Genomic DNA, 22,654 nt, shown 5'->3' with positions numbered 1-22,654 from the left:
CTTGAAAACCGTTGACGGTTGATCCCGTCCGGGGGTTCGAATCCCTCCCTCTCCGCCATATTCTAAGGTAAGCGCTCTAGTCCAGTTTTAGCCATTGACGTTATGATCGGCATTCTCCTGGTAGATGATCATGAACTGGTTCGAGCGGGCATCGAGCACTTACTGAACGAAGCCGAGGACATGAAGGTAATCGGTATAGCGTGCTCGGGCGAAGAGGCCATAGAGCAAGCTGACCGGCTGAGTCCCGACTTGATCGTTATGGATATCAATATGCCGGGTATAGGCGGGATTGAAGCATGCCGAAAGATCAGTCAAAAACATCCACTGGTGAAAATTGTGGCTTTGAGTGTGTATGCTGATGGACCATTCCCGCACCAACTCCTAAACTTGGGCGCTCACGGCTATGTTTCGAAGAGCTGTCCTATCAGCGAGTTGATCAATGCTATTCGGACGGTATCCGAGGGCAAACGATATCTTAGTCAGGACGTTGCCAGTAAAATGGCCTTGGCCAAACTGGCCGATCAATCCTCGTCGCCGTTTAACGATCTATCGTACCGCGAACTGCAAGTCGTCATCATGACACTTCAAGGCCGGTCGATTCAGGACATGGCGGACATGCTGACGATAAGCCCCAAAACGGTCAATACATACCGGTATCGGGCGTATGACAAACTGTCTGTCAAGAACGACGTAGAGCTGACTCGGTTAGCGACAAGATACGACCTTATCAGCGACACTCCCCTCCGATGAGGATTCAAGTCTATTTGCCTCGGTGGTGGAATAGGTAGACACACGGGACTTAAAATCCCGCGCCCTAACCCGGCGTGCCGGTTCGATTCCGGCCCGAGGCACCAAACCCGCTTTCCGTGAACGGCTGACTCATGCTGTATCTATCGACTCAATCCATCATCAACGGCTCTACGATACTCCACACAATCGCCAGCCATGGCTGACTTCCTTCAGTCAGCTTTACACCAAAACTCCCGCCTTTCAACGAAACAGCCAATCGAGGTATGTTTCAGGGTCAATCTAGCGATATCTAAGGTGGAATCGATTGCAGACAAGCGCAATTCCTCGCTCTTTCGACCGCGGGTCGAGAGTTTCTTTTAGTGACCCTTTGGTTTGATGTTATAGGGTTCTTGTCAGATGAATCGATTCTTATCCCTCGCTAGAGTTTTCGGCCTAATGCTGATGGTTTTCAGCGTGACTTACGCGTTACCTATCCTGACCTCGTTAAGTTACCGTGACGGGACGGTTTCGTTGTTTATCGAAGACATGCTGCTCACTCTAGCCGCCGGCGGACTTTTATGGCTCACGACGAGAAAATTCCAGCGCGAATTGAAAGCCAAGGATGGGTTCTTGCTCGTGGTGCTCGCCTGGACGGGAATGGCGGCGTTCGCGACCTTTCCTCTGATGTCCTACCTCAAGGATTTGTCATTCACCGACGCCTATTTCGAAGCCATGTCCGGGCTCACAACGAGCGGCGCAACAATCCTGACTGGTTTGGATGAATTGCCTCCGGCCATCAACTTATGGCGACACGAACTTCAATGGCTGGGAGGCATGGGAATCATCGTTTTAGTTGTCGCAATTCTGCCGGTACTCGGTGTCGGCGGACGGCAGTTGTTTATGGCCGAGACCCCAGGCCCCATGAAGGAGAGCAAACTCACTCCTCGCATTACCGAGACAGCCAAAAACCTCTGGCTGGTTTATGCCGGCATTACCGTCATCTGTATCGGATCGCTCAAACTAGCTGGGATGAACTGGCTGGACGCAATCTGTCATGCCTTTTCCGCCATGGGGCTAGGCGGGTTTTCAACACACGATGCCAGCATAGGCTATTTCGATTCGCCGCAAATCGAGGGCGTCCTCACCATTTTCATGCTGCTCGCGGGAATCAATTTTGCCACGCACTTCCTGGCGATCCATAGCAGGACCTTTGCCCCTTACAAGCATGATATCGAGGTGGCGCCTTTTCTGATCCTGATTATCGCCAGCTGCGTGGGTGTCGCTTTCTATCTTTGGCAGCAGGGTACTTATGCTGACTATTGGACAGCCTTTCGACACACGAGCTTCAATCTGGTCTCCGCAGCTACCGATTGTGGCTACGCCAGCGTCGACTTCAACCAATGGCCATTATTTGCGCCGCTATGGATGCTCTTCTTGAGCTCCGTCTCAGCCTGCACCGGCTCCACCGGTGGCGGCATCAAAATGATGAGAACCCTAATTCTGGTCAAGCAAAGTCAGCTGCAGATGCTCATACTGACGCATCCCACGACCGTGAACCCCCTCAAGCTTGGCAACATGGTCATTCCATCGAATATTATTCTCGCGGTACTCGGATTCATCTTCGTCTATTTCATGAGCGTCGTGATTCTGACCTTGTTGCTGGTCATCAGTGGCCTAGATTTCGTCTCGTCCTTTTCCGCCATCATTGCCTGCATCAACAACATGGGTCCCGGACTAAACCAGGTAGGGCCAGCCGGCAATTTCGCGGGGCTAACGGATTTCCAGACATGGACCTGTACCCTGGCCATGTTTCTCGGCCGCATTGAGGTTTTTACGGCGCTGATTTTGTTTACGCCGGCATACTGGAAAAAATAAGAAGATTCGTCGGCCAGTATCATTTAATACGCTGATAAACGCCGATCAACTCGGCCTGCGCCAAAACATGTCCTTGCATGGCTTTTTCGAGCTGGGCTTTCGTGGGCTTATGCAGTCCAGACAAAACAGTATCGAGTGCGTAAAGCTTATGGAAATACCGATGCCGCCCTACTGGCGGGCATGGCCCGCCATAGCCCGTCCGCTTCCAATCGTTGACTCCTTCGGCAGTGTCGGCGGGCAAAGACTGCGACGAAATTCCCTCCGATAAACCGCTCGAGCTTGTCGGAATGTTGTAGAGCACCCAGTGGACCCATGTCATCTTCGGCGCCTTCGGATCCGGTGCATCGGGATCGTCCACAATCAACACCAAGCTTTTCGCGCCCTCGGGAATCCCGGACCAGGACAACGGCGGCGACACGTCTTGACCGTCACAAGTGAAGCGCTGTGGCATATCGCCGTTATGCATAAATGCTGACGATTCGATCTTCATGGACATGCCCTGCCCTCCTTTAAACTCCTCTGAAATGACTGCATCACTGGCGATTAGCAGCGCACCACCCAGCAGCAACCACATCCAGCGATTAAACAAATTCATAATCCTTGACCTCCTTGTCAATCAATGAGAAATCAAAATCTAACCCCGGAGACGAACAGCCAGAACGTCGCACTCAGCATGGTGAATCACGCTGGCGGCCGTAGAACCGAGCAACAGACTGATGCCGTGCCTGCCATGCGATCCGATGACAATTAGATCTGCCTGCAGCTCCTTGGCAATGCGGATAATCTCCACCTTGGGACTTCCGATTTCAACCCAGCGATTGTCTTGAGGGATAGCCAAACGATCGGCGATCTCTGCCAAACGCTTCCGCGCCGCATCCATCATCTGATCTGTCAGATCGATGTCGAACGGCACAATCGGCCCATAAGACGAATCCATGACCGGCATATTTTCCACGACATGGATAATGCTAAGTCTGGCGTCGTACTTTTTCGCCAAATCCTGAGCCTGCTGGATCACCTGTTCCCCGTGCTCGGAAAAATCGGCTGCCAATAAAATCTGCCGGTACGTCATCACCAGTCTCCTATTCTCTGCTTGCGCTCACATGGTTCGACCAAACAGGATCATCATAACTTGATAGCTTACGACTACGTACCCGAAAGCCAACCCCAAGCCGAAAAAGAATGAAATGGCCAAAGCATGTCGCAAAATATGCCCAATTACCGCCAAGTGCCAAAGCATCAGAAGCGTCAGAAAAATGTAAACCCCTTTGGCTTCCGGTGTCACCAGCAGCCAGGCAAGGAGCGGAACAGCGGCTGTGCTGATCAAAGCATCACATGCGTATAAAGCGGTCGCCGTTTGTTGCAGGCGGGGAATCCCCTGGCTCAGATAGAGTGCCATATAAAGAAAGCCGAACAGCATTAAAGCTTCAACCACGGCCTCGACGACCGCTCCGCTCCAATCGCGTTCCAATCCGAGCAGCACGACACCTACGATCAAGTAGGCGAGAACCGCGAGCCCTAACAGCAAGCTCGACGCAGGAACATCCCGAGGTCCTTTCTTAAAAAAACAGATATCGAGAAACAGCTTTATCAGCGGCATGTTTACACTTCGGCAGCAAATTCGAACTCGCTCAAGTTTCACCCGAGACCGATTCCAACACCTCACTTGCCTCCAACCAGGCGGACTCGGTTTCCACCAGTAGGCGGTCAATTTCAGCTTTTTCAAGGAGCAAAGACTGTAAGTCCGCCTTCGAGTCACCCTCGTACAGCGCAGGATCTGCCAGCCGCTCTTCGAGACGCCGCTTTTCGAACGTCAATTTCTCCAAAGAGGCTTCAGCCCGTTCCAGCGCCTGCTGAAAGGGTCTCAACGCACGCCGCCGCTCCGCATCCAGGCGCCGTTGATCTTTGCGGGACGGTGCCGCCTTGCTTTCGGCCGAAGCTTGCGATATGGCACGTCGATTGCTCAGCCACTGCCTGTAATCATCCAAGTCACCAGCGAATTTCTCAGCCTTTCCGTCGGCGACTAACCAGAAATCGTCGGCAGCCGTTCGGAGCAAATGGCGATCGTGAGAAACGAGCACCATCGCTCCCTGATAATCCTGCAAGGCCAGCGTAAGCGCGTCACGTGCGTTCAGATCGAGATGGTTGGTGGGCTCGTCCAGCAACAAAAGATTCGGCTTCTGATAAATCAAAAGAGCCAATGCAAGCCGGGCACGCTCGCCACCGGAAAACGGCGCGACTGCGGCCAACGCCTGGTCGCCGCAAAAACCAAAACCGGCAAGAAAATTGCGCAAATCCTTTTCTGCCGCATTTGGATCAAGTCGCTGCAAATGCTTAAGGGGACTTTCATCGACCCGCAACTGTTCGAGCTGGTGTTGTGCAAAATAACCGACCCTCAGGTCTTGCGCTTCCAAACGCTCTCCGCAGCTTGGGCTCAAAACACCGGCCAATAATTTGATCAGGGTGGATTTGCCTGCGCCATTTGTGCCTAAAAGGCCTATCCGCTCGCCCGGATTCAACGTCAGATTAACGCCGCTTAAGATAGGCGTCGAACCGTACCCCACGCCAGCCTCATCCAGCTTCAACAAAGGCGAAGGCAGCTTATCCGGCGGCAGAAAAGAAAATTTGAAAGGCGAGTCGACATGCGCCGCGGCAATCAATTCCAGCTTGCTCAACGCCTTGAGGCGGCTTTGCACCTGGCGCGCCTTGGTAGCTTGCGCACGAAATCGATCTACGAACGACTGAATACGCGCGACTTCGCGCTGCTGTCTTTCATAGGCCGCTTGTTGTTGCCCCAAGAGTTCCGCTCGTCTCGCCTCGAATGCCGAATAGTTTCCGGAATACAGCGTAACCTTTTGGTTCTCGATATGAAGCACATGATCGACGATATCATCAAGAAAATCCCGATCATGAGAAATCAAAAGCAGAGTACCGGCATATCGGGACAGCCACTCTTGAAGCCAAATCACGGCATCCAAGTCAAGGTGATTGGTCGGTTCGTCGAGAAGCAGCATATCCGACCGACACATCAGCGCTTGCGCGAGGTTGAGGCGCATTCGCCATCCGCCAGAAAACCGATTTACCGGCTTGGCCTCATCGCCCGGCGAAAACCCGAGACCGGACATCAGTTTGGCGGCGCGCGCCTTGGCTTCATAACCTCCGATCGCGTCTAGGCGAGAATGGAGCAGTGCCAGCTTCTCACCATCGCCGCTTTTCTCCGCGTCGTGAAGACCGGCCTGGATGAGACGCAATTCGCGATCACCGTCCATGACATAGTCCAAGGCGTTCTGATCGCTAGCCGGGGTTTCTTGGGCCACATGGGCGATATCCAAATTCGGCGGCATCGAAATTTCGCCGGCATCGACATGAATCTCGCCCAGAACCAGACGAAACAAACTGGATTTACCGGCTCCGTTCGCGCCAGTGATACCGACCTTCTCACCGCTATGGATGGTGAAGGAAGCCTCGTCAAACAGAAGACGCTGGCCTCGCCTTAACGCGACCGATTTGAAATTAAGCATGCCAATGGGGTGCCAAGCCGGCACCGGTCATTAGCCGGAAAGGCAGCGCGGAATTAAGCAGCCTGCTCGATTCGCCGGTCGGCTTCTTTGACAAACTCATGGAGGTCCCCTTTTTTGACGGTAGCACGGGGGATGATCAGAGCCGTGTCAATGCCTACGAAAAGAAAGGCGTATTTTTTGGTCATCTCGACGCGAAGAATATCGGCCCATTTCATCCGAGACTCGCCGTTCCGGTTGACCTCTACCAAAACATGCGGCTCGGCCCGCAAGGTATATGTACCGAGGATGCAAGCTCTTTCTTCATCCGAGTACAGTTTCCGGATCTGTCTGCGCAGGCTTCCCTTGAAATAGAGGGGGGTCAAAATGCCCCATAATGCAGCGATCACACCTACGTAGATCGCGGAAAGCGTATCCTGATAGTAAAACCACAAGAACAGCGCGATGAGCGCCATGATACCGGGGAAGATCGCCTGGTGACGACGTAAGGTTTTCTGCCAACTCGCGGAGTTCTGCAATTGATGTTCGTTGAAGGCAACCAGATCCTGTTCGCGGACTTCGTATTCTATTTGGGTCATGCGTCTATCACAGAAATTGTCTAACACCCTGCGCCGCCGACGAACCGGCAGCACATCCCCGGAGCGCTAAAGGGTGACTAGTATACGTAATTCTGTTTCAATTTACTCACTTCGGTGGGCTTGTCTAATCCGAAGCGGGATTTGGTGCTGCACAACGGAGAACAAAATGAAAGGCAATGCCGATGTTATCGCGCGCTTAAACCATTTGCTGATCGGCGAGCTGACTTCCATCGATCAGTATTTAATTCACTCCCGGATGTATAAGGATTGGGGATTTAACCGACTGTATGAACGCATTCATCACGAATTGCAGGAAGAACAGTCCCATGCCGACCGATTGATCAACCGAATTCTATTCCTCGAAGGTGTGCCGGATCTCAGCAAGCGCAACGCACTGCAGATCGGTCAGGATGTTCCAGGCATGCTCAAGAATGACCTGACTTTAGAATACAAAGTAATCGACGAACTCAAAGAAGCGATGGCGTTTTGTGAAAGCGTCGGCGATTACGTTACGCGGGATATCCTTCTGACGCTTCTCAAGGACACAGAAGAGGACCACGCCTATTGGCTGGAGGTTCAGCTCGGCCTCATCGAAAAAATCGGACTACAGAACTACCTGCAAACACAGATGTAATCTACACATCCAGCCTGCCCTATCACTCGCCCACCTATGGGCAAGACAGTTCAAATCAAATCTTATTTGATAATAATTATCAGTTGTACTAGTATTTAGATCAGGTTTTTTCATCTGGTCTTGTTATGTACATCTGTATCTGCAAGAAAGTCACCGACGGACAAATCCGAAAGGCCGTTCAGGAACAGGACGTGACAAGCATGCGCAGTCTGCGCTCCAAATTAGGTGCGTGCGATCAGTGCGGCAAGTGTGCGGTTCAGGCCAAACAGCTTATCCGCCAATGCTTGCAGCACGAAAAAACGGTATCAGACCATAACCCGCGCAAGGCCGCATAAGCTTTATCCGCTCCGGATAGCAGCGGGCCGCTTGAGCTTTAGAAGGCTAACGGTCGACCCCGTTAGAACGGAGTGTTCTTCGGAGTGAAAGGCAGAAGTACGGAAGGAGGACGTCCCTGTCCTTCACGACGAAATTCCCAAGATATATTAGAACGTTATGACCACGTCGGTGGAAAAGAGGAATTGATCGCTCTTCTTACCGGCAAAGCTTGCCGCTCCACCAGCATTGTCGTACGCGTCTGCCTTATCAGCCCAATCGTACCGAACGTTCGGACGCACCATCAGCCAATTCACCGGCTTCCAGTTCAAACCGGCCGTGAATGCATAATAACTTGATGCTGGAAGCGCCCCCAATGTCCGCGCAGGCGAAACCACGCGGAAGCCGTCGTCATCGCGGAACCATTCAGCGCGCAGCCCGACAGCAAGATCGTCTGAAATATCGTAGGTGAGGTATTGATTGATCCCATACCATTCTGCATCGGTCCCATTACTGCCAGACCGATCGGTCGCCCCGACGACGCTATTTGCCCATCCATGATCATGCTGGAAGGTGTAGTGTAGGCCTTCCATGATGTCGTGCTTTATCACTAAGCTGTACATGCTCCAATTGTTTGCGTCTTGCTCGGAAATCTCACCGCTGGTGGCGCTAAATGCTACAGAACTGCCCTTGTCATCGCTGGCCCAAGTCACGCCACCGAGAAATGCCCAATTACCAAGACCTTTGTCCCAGGCACCATCCCAACCGGCGGTTTCGCTGCCGGTCACGCCCCCCGCCGTTATCGTCCAGTTCTGATCAATCGGATAGCTTAATAACACGCCTGTGTGGGTAAAGGGTTCTCCGAACTGCATCGTATAGGCATGCGAGTAGAAGAAATTATCCGGTGCCGTCACCACTTCGTTGCCGATGATGGTGTAAAAATGTCCAATCTTCGCAGTGATGCCGTTACCGAAAGGCGCGAATATTTCAAAGTAGGCCTGTGGCAGCGCGATGTCATAGAAGCGCTCCTCGTTCATCAGACGGAGATCCCAATGTCCGCGGGGCGAACCGTAAGCCTGTGTAAATTGGGCGTCGGTGCCGAACATAAAGTCGAAGCGTCCGCCGAAATCCCAGGAATCGCCCTCTGTATTGACGGCACGCTGCAGATAAAAGTAAAGCTGATTCAGTTGAAATTCGGAGGCACGGTCATTGAACGTCACCGGCCCGTTAAATCTTCCGGCGGGCTCATTCGCGTTGTAAGTGATACCGGCGTTAATCCATCCACCAAATTGCAGCCCCAAGTTTTTCATGAATTGGGTATCGTTGACATCGGCGCCCATATAGCCGAGCAACCCGGTGGGCTCGCTCGCTTCCTCAGCCCCAACGGAGGCAGCGAAAACCGCTGCAAGAACGCCTAAAGCCACACGCCCCATTCGGATCTTGGATGAATTCTTATACATATCGCTTTTTCTCTTATGTTTTCTAGAACGATAGTCTTAAGGCAAAGTCCATACCAAGGCGAAAATAATGTGCCCTCAGTTACTTAAGTAACGCATCAGTAAGATTTTGCACCTGTTTGGTGCGCTCTTACGGCTGATTGCACCAAAACAACACTTTGTTGCAATTGACACAATCGGCCATCAAGATGACTTGAAGGCATCCGCAAAGCTAGCACCGGTGTATCAAGAAAGTCGATCAGAATTTTTCTGAAACGAGCTGCTCGGCACTAAACAACGGTTCAACTGGCAGGGAGTGCTTTTTGACCGTTCAGCGAATACACGAAATCATTCGCTCGGTTTATGGAACGCTCCATGGCTGTGATCAAGCCGGCAACCCCAACGGTCATCGCTGCCAATTCATGTTCCAGCGACGCAACCGCTTTTGCATTGAGGTTATGCTTCAAAAACAACACCTGATCTTGGAATACGCTCAGTACTGGCTCGATTTTGCCCTCGGCTCGACGCATCGCGGAAATCAGTTGTCCGTAATGCTGCTGAGTGAGCTTAAGCTTTTGCCGACTGCTGCTTCGAAGGCTGCGGTTGGTGTACAGATCCAACTCATCCTCCCATTCCGCAAAAAGAGCCTCGGCCACGTCCTGCACCGCCGCAATCCGGTCTTTGACTGCTAGAGCCTTGGCTTTACTGTAATCGAACTCGACTTTAATCTGTCGATATAAGTCTTCGAGCTCGCCACCCTGAAAGTCCGTAAGTGCGCTGAACTTATCCAGCGCACTTTGAAATTGCTCCTTGGCTTCTTCCAAACTGTCCCGCGCATTCTCCACACGACTGACGAGGATGTCTCGCTTATGATGCCCCGTCGACTCCACGGCGCGAAAATAGACCTTTTGACATTTTGATATCAAATACCGGGTCAAAGGACCCAAGAGCTGACGACATACCGCGGCAAAACTAATTGGATTCGTATTGGAGGACTTATTCATAACGCACACTGCTTGTTTTTCGAGAAAAGCCAACGACAGCCATTTTAAAATCCGTATAAAACCGTTTGTAAGCTCATGGTGACAGCGTTATCATTTTTCACTTACAGAGGTCTTGAACAACTTTGCGTAAGATCCACGTCACGTTGCCGTAACGCAAACTCAATAAGCTTCGCAACGGAGTTTCATCATACAAAGGGAGATATTAAGTGAAAGCACTTAGCGAAAAGCATATGGTTGTTGTAACAGCCCTGGCGCTAGGTCTAATCATCTTCTGGCTAATCGCCTCTGATCCGCAAGCTACCACCGCCTCCACCTCATCACCTACGATAAATAACTCTCCTGATGTTGTCGCTACGGTCACGGCCGCACAGTCTTCCGACTGATTTTGTGAACCGCTTCGCCAAACGCTCGGTTCGGCGGTACCGACTTCGATAAGATTTTCTTCAAGAATGCCCCGGTATAGGAAGCCCTGTTTTCGGCAACCTGTTCAGGGGTGCCTTCCGCCACGATTAAACCACCGCCTTCACCGCCTTCCGGTCCCAAGTCGACCAGCCAGTCGGCGGTTTTGATCACGTCCAGATTGTGTTCAATCACGATCACCGTGTTGCCGTGATCGCGCAATTGATGCAGAACGCCCAGAAGTTGCCGAATGTCGTGAAAATGCAGTCCGGTCGTCGGCTCATCCAGAATATAGAGCGTTTTGCCGGTGTCCCGCTTCGATAACTCGCGGGCCAGTTTGACCCGCTGAGCTTCGCCGCCGGAAAGCGTCACCGCGTTCTGGCCCAAGCTGATGTAGCCCAACCCCACCTCCATCAGAGTATCGAGCTTTCGGGCAACGGCCGGAATCGCGGAAAAGAACTGACTGGCTTCTTCCACCGTCATTTCCAAGACTTCGTTTATCGTCTTGCCCTTGTAGCGGATTTCCAGCGTTTCTCGGTTATAGCGTTTTCCCTTGCAAACATCGCAATGGACGAAAATATCGGGCAGGAAGTGCATCTCCACCTTGATCACGCCGTCGCCGGCGCAAGCCTCGCATCGCCCGCCCTTGACGTTGAAACTGAACCGCCCCGGCGAATAGCCGCGTGACCGCGCCTCCGGGGTCGCCGCGAAGAGTTCCCGGATCGGCGTGAACAACCCGGTGTAGGTCGCGGGGTTGGACCTCGGCGTGCGACCGATCGGGCTTTGATCGATATCCACCACCTTGTCGAAATGCTCCAGTCCGTCGATGCCGTCGCTCGATGCCGGCATCGCGGCGGCACCGTTGAGCTCGCGAGCCGCGAAGCGGAACAGCGTATCGTTGATCAGAGTGGATTTGCCGGACCCCGAAACGCCGGTCACACAGGTAAAAAGCCCCACGGGAAACGAAACGTCGATACCCTTCAGATTGTTGCCGCGGGCATTCCGAATCCGGAGCACGCGCTCCGGATCGGGCGGAATACGCCGCTCCGGCACGGCGATCTCGAGACGGTTGGAGAGATATTGGCCGGTGAGGGAATCGTCGTTTGCCATGATCGCTTCTGGCGTCCCCTCGGCCACGATTCGACCACCGTGAACCCCCGCCCCCGGCCCGATATCCACGACATGATCGGCAATCCGGATGGCGTCCTCGTCGTGCTCCACGACTATGACGGTATTGCCCAGGTCGCGCAAACGCAGCAAGGTATCGAGCAGCCGCTGATTGTCGCGCTGATGCAGGCCGATCGACGGTTCGTCCAGGACGTACATCACGCCCACCAAGCCAGCTCCGACCTGGCTCGCCAAGCGAATCCGCTGGGCCTCGCCGCCCGACAGGGTATCGGCGCTGCGCGCCAGGGTCAGGTAATCGAGCCCGACATTGACCAGAAACTGGAGACGCGCGGTGATTTCCTTGACGATCTTGGCCGCCACTTCACCCCGCCGCCCGGTGAGCGTCAGTTCGCCGAAAAATTCGAGTACGCGCCTGATTGGTAAGGCGGTCAGCTCCGGCAGAGAGGAATCGACTACGAACACATGTCTCGCCGCACGGTTCAGGCGGGTCCCCTCGCATTCAGGGCAAGGCTTGCTGGAAAGATACTTGGACAGTTCTTCTCGTACCATCATCGAATCGGTTTCGCGATAGCGCCGCTCCATGTTCGGAATGATCCCCTCGAAAGCATGCCGATGGACCAGCGTATCGCCGCGCGCGGTCAGAACCTTGAATGGAATCGTTTCGGTTCCGCTGCCGTACAGAACGATATCCTGAACCGATTTCGACAGGTGACCGAATGGCTGTTCCGGATCGAAACCGTAGTGCTCGGCCAGCGACTGGACCAAATGGTAGTAATAGGCGTTTCGACGGTCCCAGCCCCGCACGGCGCCGCCCGCCAGACTCAACTGCGGATTCTGGACGACCAGGTGAGGATCGAAGAACTGTTTGACGCCCAGCCCGTCGCAGCTCGGGCATGCTCCCTTCGGATTGTTGAAGGAAAAGATCCGCGGCTCCAGTTCGCTCAGGGAGTAGCCGCAATGCGGGCAGGCATATTTGTCCGAATAGACCAATTCGGTTTCCGAATCGTCCATGGACACTACCAATGCGATACCTTCGGCCAACCGTAGCGCCGTCTCGAACGATTCCGCGAGGCGCACGGCCAGGTCCGGCCTCACCTTGAACCGGTCGACCACCACTTCGATGCTGTGCTTTCGGCGAAGGTCGAGCTTGGGCGGCTCGTCCAGCTCGTAAATCTCGCCGTCAATGCGGGCGCGGATGAAGCCTTGGCTGCGCAAGTCCTCCAGCACCTGAGCGTGCTCTCCCTTGCGCTCGCTGACCACCGGGGCGAGCAGCATCCAGCGGCTGTCCTCCGGCTGGCTGAGAACGTGGTCCACCATTTGGCTGACGGTCTGCGCCTCCAGCGAGATGCCGTGCTCCGGACACCGGGGCATGCCGGCGCGGGCGTAGAGGAGCCGGAGATAATCGTAAATTTCGGTGATGGTGCCGACGGTCGAACGGGGATTGTGCGAAGTCGACTTCTGCTCGATGGAAATGGCCGGCGACAAGCCCTCGATATGGTCGACGTCGGGCTTTTCCATCACCGACAGAAACTGCCGCGCGTAAGCGGAAAGAGACTCCACATAGCGTCGCTGCCCTTCGGCGTAAATGGTGTCGAACGCTAGCGACGACTTGCCGGAACCGGACAATCCCGTGATGACGATCAGCTTGTCACGGGGCAGGTCTAGGTCGATGTTTTTGAGGTTGTGGGTGCGGGCTCCACGGATCTGAATCGTGTCCATGCAAAATTCAAGCGCAAAACAGAACCTGTTACTATAGGCCGATTCCCGCCACTCGCAAAGGAGCATATTGCTTGAATCCGACCTTGCAACTCGACACTCCGATGACCCGAGCCGAGGTGCGCGCCAGCTTGTCTCTGGCCGCTATTTACATGTTGAGAATGCTGGGCATGTTCCTGATCCTGCCGGTTCTCTCGGTATTCGCCCGCGAGCTTCCGGACGCTTCGCCGCAATTGGTCGGATTCGCCATCAGCGCTTACGGCTTGACCCAAGCGATCTTTCAGATTCCCTTCGGCCTCTGGTCCGACCGCTATGGGCGGAAACGCCTGATCGTGCTCGGCTTGCTGCTCTTTGCCGCCGGCAGCGCGCTCGCCGCCCTGTCCGATTCGATCTACGGCATCATTGCCGGCCGGGCTCTACAGGGGGCCGGCGCTGTCGCCGGGGTCATCATGGCCTTGGCCGCCGATCTTACCCGCGAAGAACACCGCACCAAAGCGATGGCCTTGATCGGCATCAGCATCGGGATGTCCTTCGCGCTATCTATGGTGATCGGCCCGGTCCTCTCCGGCTGGGTAGGGCTTCACGGTCTTTTCTGGATTATCACGGCATTGGCTCTGCTCGGTATCGTGGTGCTGTACAGCGTTGTGCCGACGCCGGCCGTGAGCCGTTTTCACCGGGATACGGAAATGCGTCCGGCATCTTTGAAGACAGTCCTGGCAAATCGCGAACTTCTGCGGTTAGACCTAGGCATCTTCTGTCTGCATCTCGTCTTGACCGCTACTTTCGTAGTTCTTCCGCTGATTTTGCGCGATTCGCTACAGCTGGAAACGGCCAACCACTGGCACATCTATTTGCCCGTCTTTGGACTTGCCCTTGCCAGCATGGTTCCTTTCGTGATTCTCGCGGAGAAGAAACGCAAGATGAAAGCGGTATTCGTCTCTTTCATCGCGTTAATCGTCCTTTCGGACGTAGGGTTTACTTGGCTTCAACACGATTTCTGGATCATATCCGGGCTTCTTTACCTGTTCTTCACCGGCTTTAATCTTTTGGAAGCCACCCTCCCTTCGTTGGTGTCGAAGACCGCTCCTCTCGACCTCAAGGGTACTGCCATGGGCGTTTATTCCACGGCTCAATTTTTGGGCGCCTTCGTGGGCGGAGCTGGTGGCGGCTGGATTTACGGCCGCTACGGAATACCTTATGTCTTCCTGTTCTGCGCCGCCGTCGCTCTGCTATGGTTTATATTTGCCATCGGTATGAAAGCTCCCCGAGGTTTGAGCAGCCTCCTGGTTAACGTGAACGGATTGAGTCATGACCAAGCTTCCAGTTTGTCCAGACGATTGCTTCAAGTGCCGGGAGTTGCCGAAGCCGTAGTCCTGGCCGAAGACGGCGTGGCTTACCTGAAAATCGACAAAGAGAAGCTGGATCGCATGGCGCTGAGCGGATTGTTGCAGGAAGTCGCTGCATGAGCATGCCAAGGCTTCCGACAGTCTTTCGAAATCTGACGAAACCTGTAATTTTTACTTAAAAATTAAGAACTTCAGCCATAGCGGCAAGTCTAATATCTGTTTAAATTCTCAACCGTATCATCGATCGGAGATACCTTAATATGGCCACTCGCGGCGTCAACAAAGTCATACTCATCGGCAACCTAGGTTCCGATCCGGAAGTGCGTTACATGCCCAACGGAGGCGCGGTTACCAGTCTACGGCTCGCCACGAGCGAAACATGGAAAGACCAGCAGACCGGCCAACAACAGGAACGCACCGAATGGCACCAGGTCGTGTGCTACCGAAAGCTGGCCGAGATCGCCGGAGAATATTTGAAGAAAGGCAGCAAGGTATACATCGAGGGCAGTCTGCGCACGCGCAAATGGCAGGACAAGAACGGCCAAGACCGCTATACCACCGAAATCATCGCCGATCAGATGCAGATGCTGGACCGCGCCGGTGGTCCTTCGGCCGGCTCGGGCGGGCGCGGAGAATCCGATCGTTATGCGCCGCCATCTTCGGGATCTTCGAAGCAAGCCCCGCAGCCGGAGCCCGGATTCGGCGGCATGGACGACTTCGACGACGATATTCCGTTCTAAAGAAACTTCGCCCATCCCGAAGAAGCCCTCAAGCTTTTGTTTTCTAAATAAAGTTAGACAGAAAACCACAACGCGCGCGCCATCTTATTGATCAGGCCCGTAAATACCCTCCTGGTATTTCGGGCCGCCGCCCAGGCCCGGTACACGCCCGGCCTGGGCTCACGCGGCTTGTCGCCGCGCCGGGGCATCCCTGCCCCGGATTAACCCAACCTATATTTATAGGCCGGGTTAATAAAGCAACTTTCGGCTTCATTTCCGGGTCCAACGCAGGTACCCGGTCGGTTATGAGACGATCTATATCCGCAAGTCGACCGGCTTATCTCTTGCCGTTTTTCCGAAGCCGGTAAAACGCCAACAAACCACTCAGCGCTGCGGCGGAAGAATCGAGCCTGTAGTTGATTTTTCTAAATGCCGGCGGTGTTTGAAGGGATTAAGTTGCAGCAAAACCACCCTTCGGTCGGCAACCAAACAACCCTGATACAGCTGGAGGTCAGCGATGGCAACAACGGAAGACATCACCAAAGATCTGAAGCAAGACTTGGCCACCCTCAAAGCCGACATGGGCAACTTGATGGCTGCGATGAAGGATTTGGGCGTCGAGCAAGGACGAACCGCTTACGCAAGAGCTCGGGAGGTCGGTGAACGCGCTCGCGGCCACGCGATGGCGGCCCAGGAAAGCGTAGAGCAATATGTAGAGTCACGCCCCTTGGCCAGTCTCTTAGTGGCCTTCGGCACAGGCTTCGCAATCGGCACGTTGCTTGGTACCCGTCGCTAACGGCGGGCCGCTGCCGTGATGCGATCATTCACAGACATCGTCGCTGCGGAAAAAGCAAAGCTTTGGCAGGGGCTGAGCCGATCGGCGGTACTGCTCTCCCTGGCAATTTTCGCCACATTGGCCGCATTCGGCGGCTTGGTTTTCGCGTTGCTTGGCGTCTATTTATCGCTGGAGGCGATGCTGGAGCCTTGGGTCGCCGGAGTAATCGTCGGCGTCGCCATGATTGTGATCGCTTTCATCGCGTTATGGGTTATTGCGCGATCTTTTACCAAACAGGGCAGAGCGGCGCCGTTGCCGCCGTCGTCGTCGAGAGCCTCCCTTGCGGCCGCGCCCCAGCCTCCCTCCGCCATTCCCGACACACTGCGCGCTACCGTAACTGATGCGCTCGGTGCAGCCAATATTCGAACCAGCGATATCGCGATCGCGGCCTTGGTTGCGGGGCTGGTTCTTGGCGCCAGCCCGCATCTAAGGCAACGCTTATTTCGTAGTATTACGAGAGACTGAACCAATCCGCCCGCCGACACTGTCTGCGGCAGGCGGATTATTCAGACTGCCAAGCACTCAGATTTGCGCTACATGCTTGAGAGCGGGGATGTTAGTTTCGTATCTCTTCGCCGGCTTGCATTTTATGGCGCGAAGCATGCGTGAGCGCTTGAATTCCGCCAGAACTCGGCTGACGCTTTCAACCGTAACGCCGAGAATCGCAGCCATTTCCTCGCAGGTCAGCAGAGTTACCGCAGTCGATGTCGAAGTATCGTTTTGAATGGCCGCCAGGAAGTTCACCAACCGGGCGACGCGCGCCTTTATCGATCCGGTGGAAAAGTCGGTAATCCAGATGTCGGCACTCTTCAGATGCTGGTACCAGCACTCGATGAGCCGACAATACAAATAAGGATTATCTTTCTTGAGCTGGGCAATCGTTCGCAACGGCGCACAAATCACTTCCACCTGATCGACCGCCACCGCCGTATGCTGATACGTCGGTTCGATCAATCCCCCGAGACCGAGAAATGCACATTTGGCATGAAGCCGAACGATACGGGCCCTCCCGTCGGGCGAATAGCTGATAAGCTTCACTAAGCCCTGCACAATCGCCAGCACGGTATCGGCCGGATCGCCTTCTCTGAAGATGATTTGTTTGGCGGCGAACGATTTTCGCTTGCCTCCTCGAAAAACCGTTTCCAAACCCGCCATGTCAAGGCCTGCCAATGCATCGCCGGTGTCCTCTTCAAACACCCGAGCCGCGGGATGCCGCGCGATAGGAGAAATGCTGCCCTTTCCTAAATTAGCCATGTGCCACCTCGTCGTCCTGATTGAAATCACACCTCGCAAGCCAACTCCTTGGAAGCTCGCCTATTGGAGAGATCCGCGGTTTGCGAGGTAGCCGACCATTCCTGGTCTATGCGCGAAACGGAACCGAGTTGATCCGCGCTGAGCTAGCAAATCTCAGATTAACAAATTTGCGGATCAAACTCATCCGGTAGACCACAGACTGAAAGCCGATGTTCTCTATACCCCCAGTACGTTCAGGCACCATTTCCCTCCGAACCGGGAGGCAAATTGGCTGGATGCTGAACTTAATGCGTTGGGGCCGTGTCTGCGAAGTAGAGATCCGTGGATCGTGGATTCAGCGTATATGGCCATAGAGGACTTGAAAGACTCGTCCGAACAACTCGAAAATCTTGCCGGCGGCATTCGCCTGTGTGTCGCATGTCGGCTTCACGAGAGCCGCCGACACGCAGTCCCTGGCGAAGGACCGGTAAATGCCGAAATCATGGTGTTGGGCGAAGGCCCGGGCGGCAAAGAGGATGCGGCTGGCCGGCCGTTTGTCGGCCCCGCAGGCCGGTATCTCGACACGCTCCTTCGAGGTCAGGGCATCGCCCGCGACAGGCTGTTCATTACCAACTGCGTCAAATGCCGTCCGCCGAACAACCGCACGCCCCGGCGCGACGAGCTGAAAACCTGCACGAATTTGTGGCTGGAGCGTCAACTCGAGCTGATCTCGCCCAAGGTCATCGTGCTGCTTGGCCAAGTCGCCGCACGTCAGATGCTGGGCGATACCGCGACCGTTTCCGACTTGCATGGAACCACGCAGCCGCGCAACGGACGAAGCTATTTCGTAACTTATCATCCTGCCGCCGCCTTGCGTTTCGATTGGATCGCCGCCACCCTCCAGGAGGATTTCGAGATCCTGGGCAAGTTGCTCGCGCGCTCCACCGATTCATCTCAGTAGCTTTTCAGGCCTGGGTTTCACGGTCGTCGGAGCGGCCCGTCCACGGGACTTCAACGACGCGGAAAAAGGTGGCCTCCTTCCCTGCCCCACATAGGACGCGGCGCTTGCGATACCTTCGTCACGACCCTGCCGGGCTGAATCCGGGATTCGGCGTCCGCGCACATTCCTGTTGCCGCTCTGTCCAAAAATCATTATCAATGCCCTTTGCAGCAAACAGCCTCCTGGATCAAACGTCATGAAAAGCTGGCCTTGGGTATCGATTGACCAGTCTTCGCTACGGAACCGGTTCGCCTACGTAAAAGCTTTGATCAAGAGGCTGATCAGAGACATACAGGAAGGCGGCCTGGACTACCGCGCCATGAGTCTGGTCTATACGACCCTGCTGTCGTTGACCCCGCTCCTGGCGGTCAGCTTTTCGGTACTCGCCGCGTTCGGCGTACACAACCAAATGGAGCCGCTCCTGCTGGAACTGGTGGCGCCGTTGGGCCAGCAAGGGAGGGAAATCGTTAACCGCATCATTGGATTCGTCAGCAACATTAGGGTCGGCGTATTGGGTTTCGTCGGTTTCGCCATGCTGTTCTACACGGTTCTCTCTCTGCTGCAAAAAATCGAGGAGGCTTTCAACTATGTGTGGAGGGCCAAGAAATCGCGCAGCTTTCACAGACGGTTCAGCGATTATCTCAGCGTTCTTCTCGTGGGGCCGGTGCTGGTTTTCTCCGCTCTCGGACTCATAGCATCCATGGCCAGCACCGAAATCGCGCAGATAATCATCAGTCAGGAACCTTTCGGAACCTTGTATTACCTGTTGGGACTGATTCTTCCGTACCTCCTCATCATCGGTGCCTTTACCTTTGCTTATCGATTTCTTCCGAACACCCACGTGAACTTTCGTTCGGCTCTGGTCGGAGGCATCGTGGCCGGCATCGGCTGGCGCGGAGCGGGCTGGCTGTTTGCCGAATTCGTCGCCAGCTCAGCCCGGTACGCCGCCATTTACTCCGGCTTCGCGATCCTCATCGTATTCATGATCTGGATCTACGTAAGCTGGCTCATTCTATTGATCGGCGCTCAGATTTCGGTTTATCACCAGCATCCGCGCTACATCCATCTGGCCGAGCGCGACGTCAAACTCAGCTATCAGCTCTTCGAACGCCTCGGTTTCTTGATCATGTACCTGATCGCGGAACACTTTCATCAGGGAAAAAAGCCGTGGACGACCGACGCCCTAAGCCAGCACCTCGGTCTCCCTGATCTCATGATCGAGAAAATCTTGGACGCGCTGAAAACACGGAATTTGATTCTGGTCGCGGTCGAAGGCGATCAAGGATTTGTTCCCGCCCGTGATTTGTCGGCCATCACGGTATCCGAAATTCTGGAAGCGATACGAACGTCGCCGGCTGAAACGTCGTCCATCGACAAGAACACTCTCTCGGTCCCCGCCGTGGATCATCTATTGGAAAGACTGCACACGTGCGGCGCACAAGCCACCGAGGGGCTTTCTTTGAAGGATTTGGTAGATGCTTGAACTCACGGCAGCCTAATACCGGAATCCAGTTGGGCTACAAGACGCCCCCCTTGCCGCCTGCTTGCTGCCGTTCTGGCATACTAAAACCCGAGCCCGTCGATTACTATCGCGTAGGTATCCACCATGTGCCAGCTCTTGGGAATGAACTGCAATGTTCCGACCGACATCTGTTTCTCGTTCGAGGGATTTCACGTACGCGGCGGATTGACCGATCACCACCGCGACGGCTGGGGCATCGCCTTTTTCGAAGGCCGCGGTTGCCACTTATTCGTCGACTCCAAAGCGACAGTCGAATCGCCGATAGCCGATCTGGTGCGCCATTACCCGATCCATTCGACCAACGTCATCGCCCATATTCGGAAGGCCACCAAAGGCCGAATTGCCCTTGAGAACAGCCATCCTTTCCGAAGAGAACTGTGGGGCCGTTACTGGATCTTCGCCCATAACGGCACCTTGGAACATTTCGATCCGCCGCGCCCCGATGACGTCTTTCAGCCGGTCGGCGATACCGACAGCGAAAGAGCCTTCTGCTATCTGTTGAATGCGTTGCGTCGGGCGTTCCCACATGGTTCCCCGAGCCGAGAACAGGTCTATGGCGTGGTCGAGCGTATCACTGCCGAGATCGCGGAACACGGCGATTTCAATTATCTTCTTTCCGACGGCGATTCCCTCTTCGCGCACTGTTCCACGAATCTGCACTTCATCACGCGCAAAGCGCCGTTCGGCTGCGCCCACCTGGTCGATCAGGACATCACGGTAGACTTCAGCGAACTCACGACACCGTACGACAAAGTGACTGTCATCGCCACTCTCCCGCTTACCGACAACGAAATCTGGACCAAACTGCGCCGCGGCCAGCTGGTTCTATTTCACGACGGGGAGCCGTTAAATGTCGCCTAAAGGCAAAACGATCACAAGAGCGCTTTAACGACCCGCGCCACACCGAATAACAAGGCCGAGGGCAGCCAAATCCAGCGCATCTCGCTTTTAAGCACAAGCCATCCCCGGGCCGAAAAGAAGGCGTAGATTCCTATGGGCGGCACGGCGAGCGGTCGCCAGGCGAAGAAGTAACGTTTGTTCGAGAACGGCGCGAAAAGCGCAACGCCCAGACCGCCGTCGGTGAGGGCGTCGATGACGGGATGGGATAAGCTCGAAAGAAACAGGAATACGAAAACCGGCCAAGATTTGTGTTCACCGGGCAGAACGGCCATCGATAACGCTCCGAGGCATAGTGCGAAGGAGATGGAGTGAGTCATGCCGCGGTGTCCCCACGGATCACCGTAGCGCACCCCGAACGCAAAACCGACTGCATCCAGATCCGGAATCATCGAGCAGGCGACACCCAATAGCACAACCTCAGGCGATAGAATGCCATCCGGAAAACAGGCGCTCAGCGCGATCGGAACCGCCGCGTGAGAGACGATGGTAGACATAGCCCGGCTCCGAAAACCAAAACCTCATCAATACGTCGATAAGACAGCTGAACCGCCGGATAGCGTTCCCGGCGGGATCATACTGAATTTCAAGTCAAGCCATTCGTGGTAGGCTTCGCTACAGGAACATTCTTCGGAGAGCCTGGATGAAATGGATCGGCGCCGAACAAATAAACGACCGGCTCGATTATCCGTCTCTAGTGGCCTGGCTTGAAGCGGCCCACGGCAGCGAGATCGATGCGATGGACGATCTGCTGCTGAGCCAATCGCATACGGACGGGCAAACGCAGCACTTTCTCGTACGGGCCGCCTGGCAAAGCAAACTCGGCGTCGGAGCGAAGCTGGTGACGGTCTTCCCGGACAATCAAACCCGTGGACTCCCCTCGGTACAGGGCCTTTACGTTCTGTTCGGCGCCGAGGACGGTCGACCCTTGGCGTGCCTCGATGGCACCGCTCTCACCTTGTGGAAAACGGCCGCCGATTCCGCACTGGGCGCGAAGCACCTGGCCCGCGAAGATGCCAAGAGGCTGCTCATGGTCGGCGCCGGCGCCATGGCGCCTCATCTGATTCAAGCGCATCTGGCCGTCCGCCCTTCTATCGAGTCGGTATGGATCTGGAACCGCACGCCGCGCCGTGCGGTAAGATTAGCGGATTCCCTGGCTGGCCTACGGACTTCGATACACCCCACGACGGACCTGGAACAAGCGGTACGCGACGCCGATATCGTCTCCTGCGCGACCATGGCCACCGCTCCGCTCATCCTAGGCGAATGGCTCAAGCCCGGAACCCACCTGGACTTGGTCGGCGCGTTTACTCCGGATATGCGGGAGGCGGACGACACTGCCATCCGGCGAGCCAAGATATTCGTCGACTCCCGCGAGACCACTGTCGCCCATATCGGCGAACTCTGCATCCCCATCCGGAACGGCGTGATATCCGTGACGGATATCTTGGCCGATCACTTCGAGCTATGCCGCGGCATCCATCCCGGCAGACTGTCTCCCGCCGACATCACCCTATTCAAAAACGGCGGCGGCGGCCATCTGGATTTAATGACGGCGCGATTCATCCTGGATCGCGCTGATCGCAAGAATCCCTGACGCACTTGAGTCCTGCCTCCATCTTTAATGGAGAATCAACAGCCTCGGAGCCCTGTCTGGTTGCACAACTTGATAGGCATCCTCAGGCAGCACACCGCAATCCGGCCGTACCCGAAGTCGATGTCCTGCACTTCCCGTCACTAACAACTCTTCGAAGACGCTCGCTGCCCGTTCGC

At 55.0% G+C, this 22,654-nt stretch carries 22 protein-coding genes and 1 tRNA gene; 13 read left to right on the top strand and 10 right to left on the bottom strand.

Annotation, left to right across the window (positions count from 1 at the left end):
- Window positions 1-102 precede the first annotated feature (102 nt).
- From ABJK70_RS06050 to ABJK70_RS06040, 3 genes are all read left to right on the top strand, one after another.
- Complete coding sequence (locus ABJK70_RS06050; protein ID WP_077727962.1) at window positions 103-750, top strand: response regulator; 648 nt, start codon at window positions 103-105, stop codon at window positions 748-750.
- 16 nt (window positions 751-766) lie between these two features.
- Window positions 767-854: transfer RNA gene (locus ABJK70_RS06045), tRNA-Leu, on the top strand.
- A gap of 292 nt (window positions 855-1,146) precedes the next feature.
- On the top strand, window positions 1,147-2,604 hold the full coding sequence (locus ABJK70_RS06040) for a potassium transporter TrkG (RefSeq protein ID WP_077727961.1): 1,458 nt from the start codon (window positions 1,147-1,149) through the stop codon (window positions 2,602-2,604).
- A gap of 19 nt (window positions 2,605-2,623) precedes the next feature.
- Here the strand turns inward: ABJK70_RS06040 and ABJK70_RS06035 are convergent, their stop codons facing one another.
- Genes ABJK70_RS06035 through ABJK70_RS06015 form a run of 5 tightly spaced genes read right to left on the bottom strand, consistent with a single transcriptional unit; the run spans window position 2,624 to window position 6,727 of the window.
- On the bottom strand, window positions 2,624-3,199 hold the full coding sequence (locus tag ABJK70_RS06035) for a YbhB/YbcL family Raf kinase inhibitor-like protein (protein WP_205780631.1): 576 nt from the start codon (window positions 3,197-3,199) through the stop codon (window positions 2,624-2,626).
- A gap of 39 nt (window positions 3,200-3,238) precedes the next feature.
- Window positions 3,239-3,676 carry a universal stress protein gene (locus ABJK70_RS06030; protein WP_077727960.1) on the bottom strand — a complete coding sequence of 146 codons (438 nt, stop codon included), beginning with the start codon at window positions 3,674-3,676 and terminating at the stop codon, window positions 3,239-3,241.
- A gap of 27 nt (window positions 3,677-3,703) precedes the next feature.
- Window positions 3,704-4,204 carry a hypothetical protein gene (locus tag ABJK70_RS06025; protein ID WP_077727959.1) on the bottom strand — a complete coding sequence of 167 codons (501 nt, stop codon included), beginning with the start codon at window positions 4,202-4,204 and terminating at the stop codon, window positions 3,704-3,706.
- A 31-nt stretch (window positions 4,205-4,235) separates the two neighbouring features.
- Entirely contained in the window at window positions 4,236-6,125 is a 1,890-nt protein-coding gene (locus ABJK70_RS06020; protein WP_077727958.1) for an ATP-binding cassette domain-containing protein, read from the bottom strand.
- A gap of 53 nt (window positions 6,126-6,178) precedes the next feature.
- Window positions 6,179-6,727, bottom strand: coding sequence for a YcxB family protein (locus tag ABJK70_RS06015; protein WP_139841028.1), 549 nt, complete (start codon window positions 6,725-6,727; stop codon window positions 6,179-6,181).
- Window positions 6,728-6,866: 139 nt separating this feature from the next.
- On the opposite strand from ABJK70_RS06015, the gene bfr reads away from it, so the two are divergent.
- Both bfr and ABJK70_RS06005 read left to right on the top strand, forming a co-directional pair.
- Window positions 6,867-7,334, top strand: coding sequence for a bacterioferritin (gene bfr / locus ABJK70_RS06010; protein WP_347257566.1), 468 nt, complete (start codon window positions 6,867-6,869; stop codon window positions 7,332-7,334).
- Window positions 7,335-7,459: 125 nt separating this feature from the next.
- Window positions 7,460-7,669 (top strand): (2Fe-2S)-binding protein, encoded by a 210-nt coding sequence (locus tag ABJK70_RS06005; RefSeq protein WP_077727955.1) that lies wholly within the window; start codon window positions 7,460-7,462, stop codon window positions 7,667-7,669.
- A 147-nt stretch (window positions 7,670-7,816) separates the two neighbouring features.
- On the opposite strand, the gene ABJK70_RS06000 is transcribed toward ABJK70_RS06005, so the two are convergent.
- The 3 genes from ABJK70_RS06000 to uvrA form a co-directional block, all read right to left on the bottom strand.
- Window positions 7,817-9,106 carry a porin gene (locus ABJK70_RS06000; RefSeq protein WP_156879501.1) on the bottom strand — a complete coding sequence of 430 codons (1,290 nt, stop codon included), beginning with the start codon at window positions 9,104-9,106 and terminating at the stop codon, window positions 7,817-7,819.
- A gap of 278 nt (window positions 9,107-9,384) precedes the next feature.
- Window positions 9,385-10,086, bottom strand: a complete 702-nt coding sequence (locus ABJK70_RS05995) for a DUF2959 domain-containing protein (RefSeq protein WP_347257565.1) — start codon at window positions 10,084-10,086, stop codon at window positions 9,385-9,387.
- Window positions 10,087-10,443: 357 nt separating this feature from the next.
- On the bottom strand, window positions 10,444-13,332 hold the full coding sequence (gene uvrA / locus ABJK70_RS05990) for an excinuclease ABC subunit UvrA (protein ID WP_347257564.1): 2,889 nt from the start codon (window positions 13,330-13,332) through the stop codon (window positions 10,444-10,446).
- 71 nt (window positions 13,333-13,403) lie between these two features.
- Here uvrA and ABJK70_RS05985 point away from each other — a divergent pair, with 71 nt between their 5' ends.
- From ABJK70_RS05985 to ABJK70_RS05970, 4 genes are all read left to right on the top strand, one after another.
- Window positions 13,404-14,795 (top strand): MFS transporter, encoded by a 1,392-nt coding sequence (locus ABJK70_RS05985; RefSeq protein ID WP_347257563.1) that lies wholly within the window; start codon window positions 13,404-13,406, stop codon window positions 14,793-14,795.
- A 140-nt stretch (window positions 14,796-14,935) separates the two neighbouring features.
- Window positions 14,936-15,415 carry a single-stranded DNA-binding protein gene (gene ssb, locus ABJK70_RS05980; protein ID WP_086133601.1) on the top strand — a complete coding sequence of 160 codons (480 nt, stop codon included), beginning with the start codon at window positions 14,936-14,938 and terminating at the stop codon, window positions 15,413-15,415.
- A 496-nt stretch (window positions 15,416-15,911) separates the two neighbouring features.
- On the top strand, window positions 15,912-16,190 hold the full coding sequence (locus ABJK70_RS05975; RefSeq protein WP_077727950.1) for a hypothetical protein: 279 nt from the start codon (window positions 15,912-15,914) through the stop codon (window positions 16,188-16,190).
- Window positions 16,191-16,208: 18 nt separating this feature from the next.
- Window positions 16,209-16,694 (top strand): phage holin family protein, encoded by a 486-nt coding sequence (locus tag ABJK70_RS05970; protein ID WP_077727949.1) that lies wholly within the window; start codon window positions 16,209-16,211, stop codon window positions 16,692-16,694.
- A gap of 57 nt (window positions 16,695-16,751) precedes the next feature.
- Here ABJK70_RS05970 and ABJK70_RS05965 read toward each other — a convergent pair whose 3' ends face one another.
- Window positions 16,752-17,483, bottom strand: a complete 732-nt coding sequence (locus ABJK70_RS05965) for a Crp/Fnr family transcriptional regulator (protein WP_077727948.1) — start codon at window positions 17,481-17,483, stop codon at window positions 16,752-16,754.
- Window positions 17,484-17,826: 343 nt separating this feature from the next.
- Here ABJK70_RS05965 and ABJK70_RS05960 point away from each other — a divergent pair, with 343 nt between their 5' ends.
- The 3 genes from ABJK70_RS05960 to ABJK70_RS05950 all read left to right on the top strand — a co-directional run bounded on the left by ABJK70_RS05960 (window position 17,827) and on the right by ABJK70_RS05950 (window position 20,845).
- Window positions 17,827-18,423 carry a uracil-DNA glycosylase gene (locus ABJK70_RS05960; RefSeq protein ID WP_347257562.1) on the top strand — a complete coding sequence of 199 codons (597 nt, stop codon included), beginning with the start codon at window positions 17,827-17,829 and terminating at the stop codon, window positions 18,421-18,423.
- Window positions 18,424-18,658: 235 nt separating this feature from the next.
- On the top strand, window positions 18,659-19,945 hold the full coding sequence (locus ABJK70_RS05955) for a YhjD/YihY/BrkB family envelope integrity protein (protein WP_077727946.1): 1,287 nt from the start codon (window positions 18,659-18,661) through the stop codon (window positions 19,943-19,945).
- 123 nt (window positions 19,946-20,068) lie between these two features.
- Window positions 20,069-20,845 (top strand): class II glutamine amidotransferase, encoded by a 777-nt coding sequence (locus tag ABJK70_RS05950; RefSeq protein ID WP_077727945.1) that lies wholly within the window; start codon window positions 20,069-20,071, stop codon window positions 20,843-20,845.
- A gap of 11 nt (window positions 20,846-20,856) precedes the next feature.
- Here the strand turns inward: ABJK70_RS05950 and ABJK70_RS05945 are convergent, their stop codons facing one another.
- Window positions 20,857-21,378 (bottom strand): metal-dependent hydrolase, encoded by a 522-nt coding sequence (locus ABJK70_RS05945; protein WP_077727944.1) that lies wholly within the window; start codon window positions 21,376-21,378, stop codon window positions 20,857-20,859.
- Window positions 21,379-21,524: 146 nt separating this feature from the next.
- Here ABJK70_RS05945 and ABJK70_RS05940 point away from each other — a divergent pair, with 146 nt between their 5' ends.
- Window positions 21,525-22,478, top strand: coding sequence for an ornithine cyclodeaminase family protein (locus tag ABJK70_RS05940; RefSeq protein ID WP_347257561.1), 954 nt, complete (start codon window positions 21,525-21,527; stop codon window positions 22,476-22,478).
- The last annotated feature ends 176 nt before the right edge of the window (window positions 22,479-22,654 follow it).

Source organism: Methylocaldum sp., assembly GCF_039794385.1.
Lineage (GTDB): Bacteria > Pseudomonadota > Gammaproteobacteria > Methylococcales > Methylococcaceae > Methylocaldum.
This window is presented reverse-complemented; position numbering and strand designations above follow the sequence as displayed.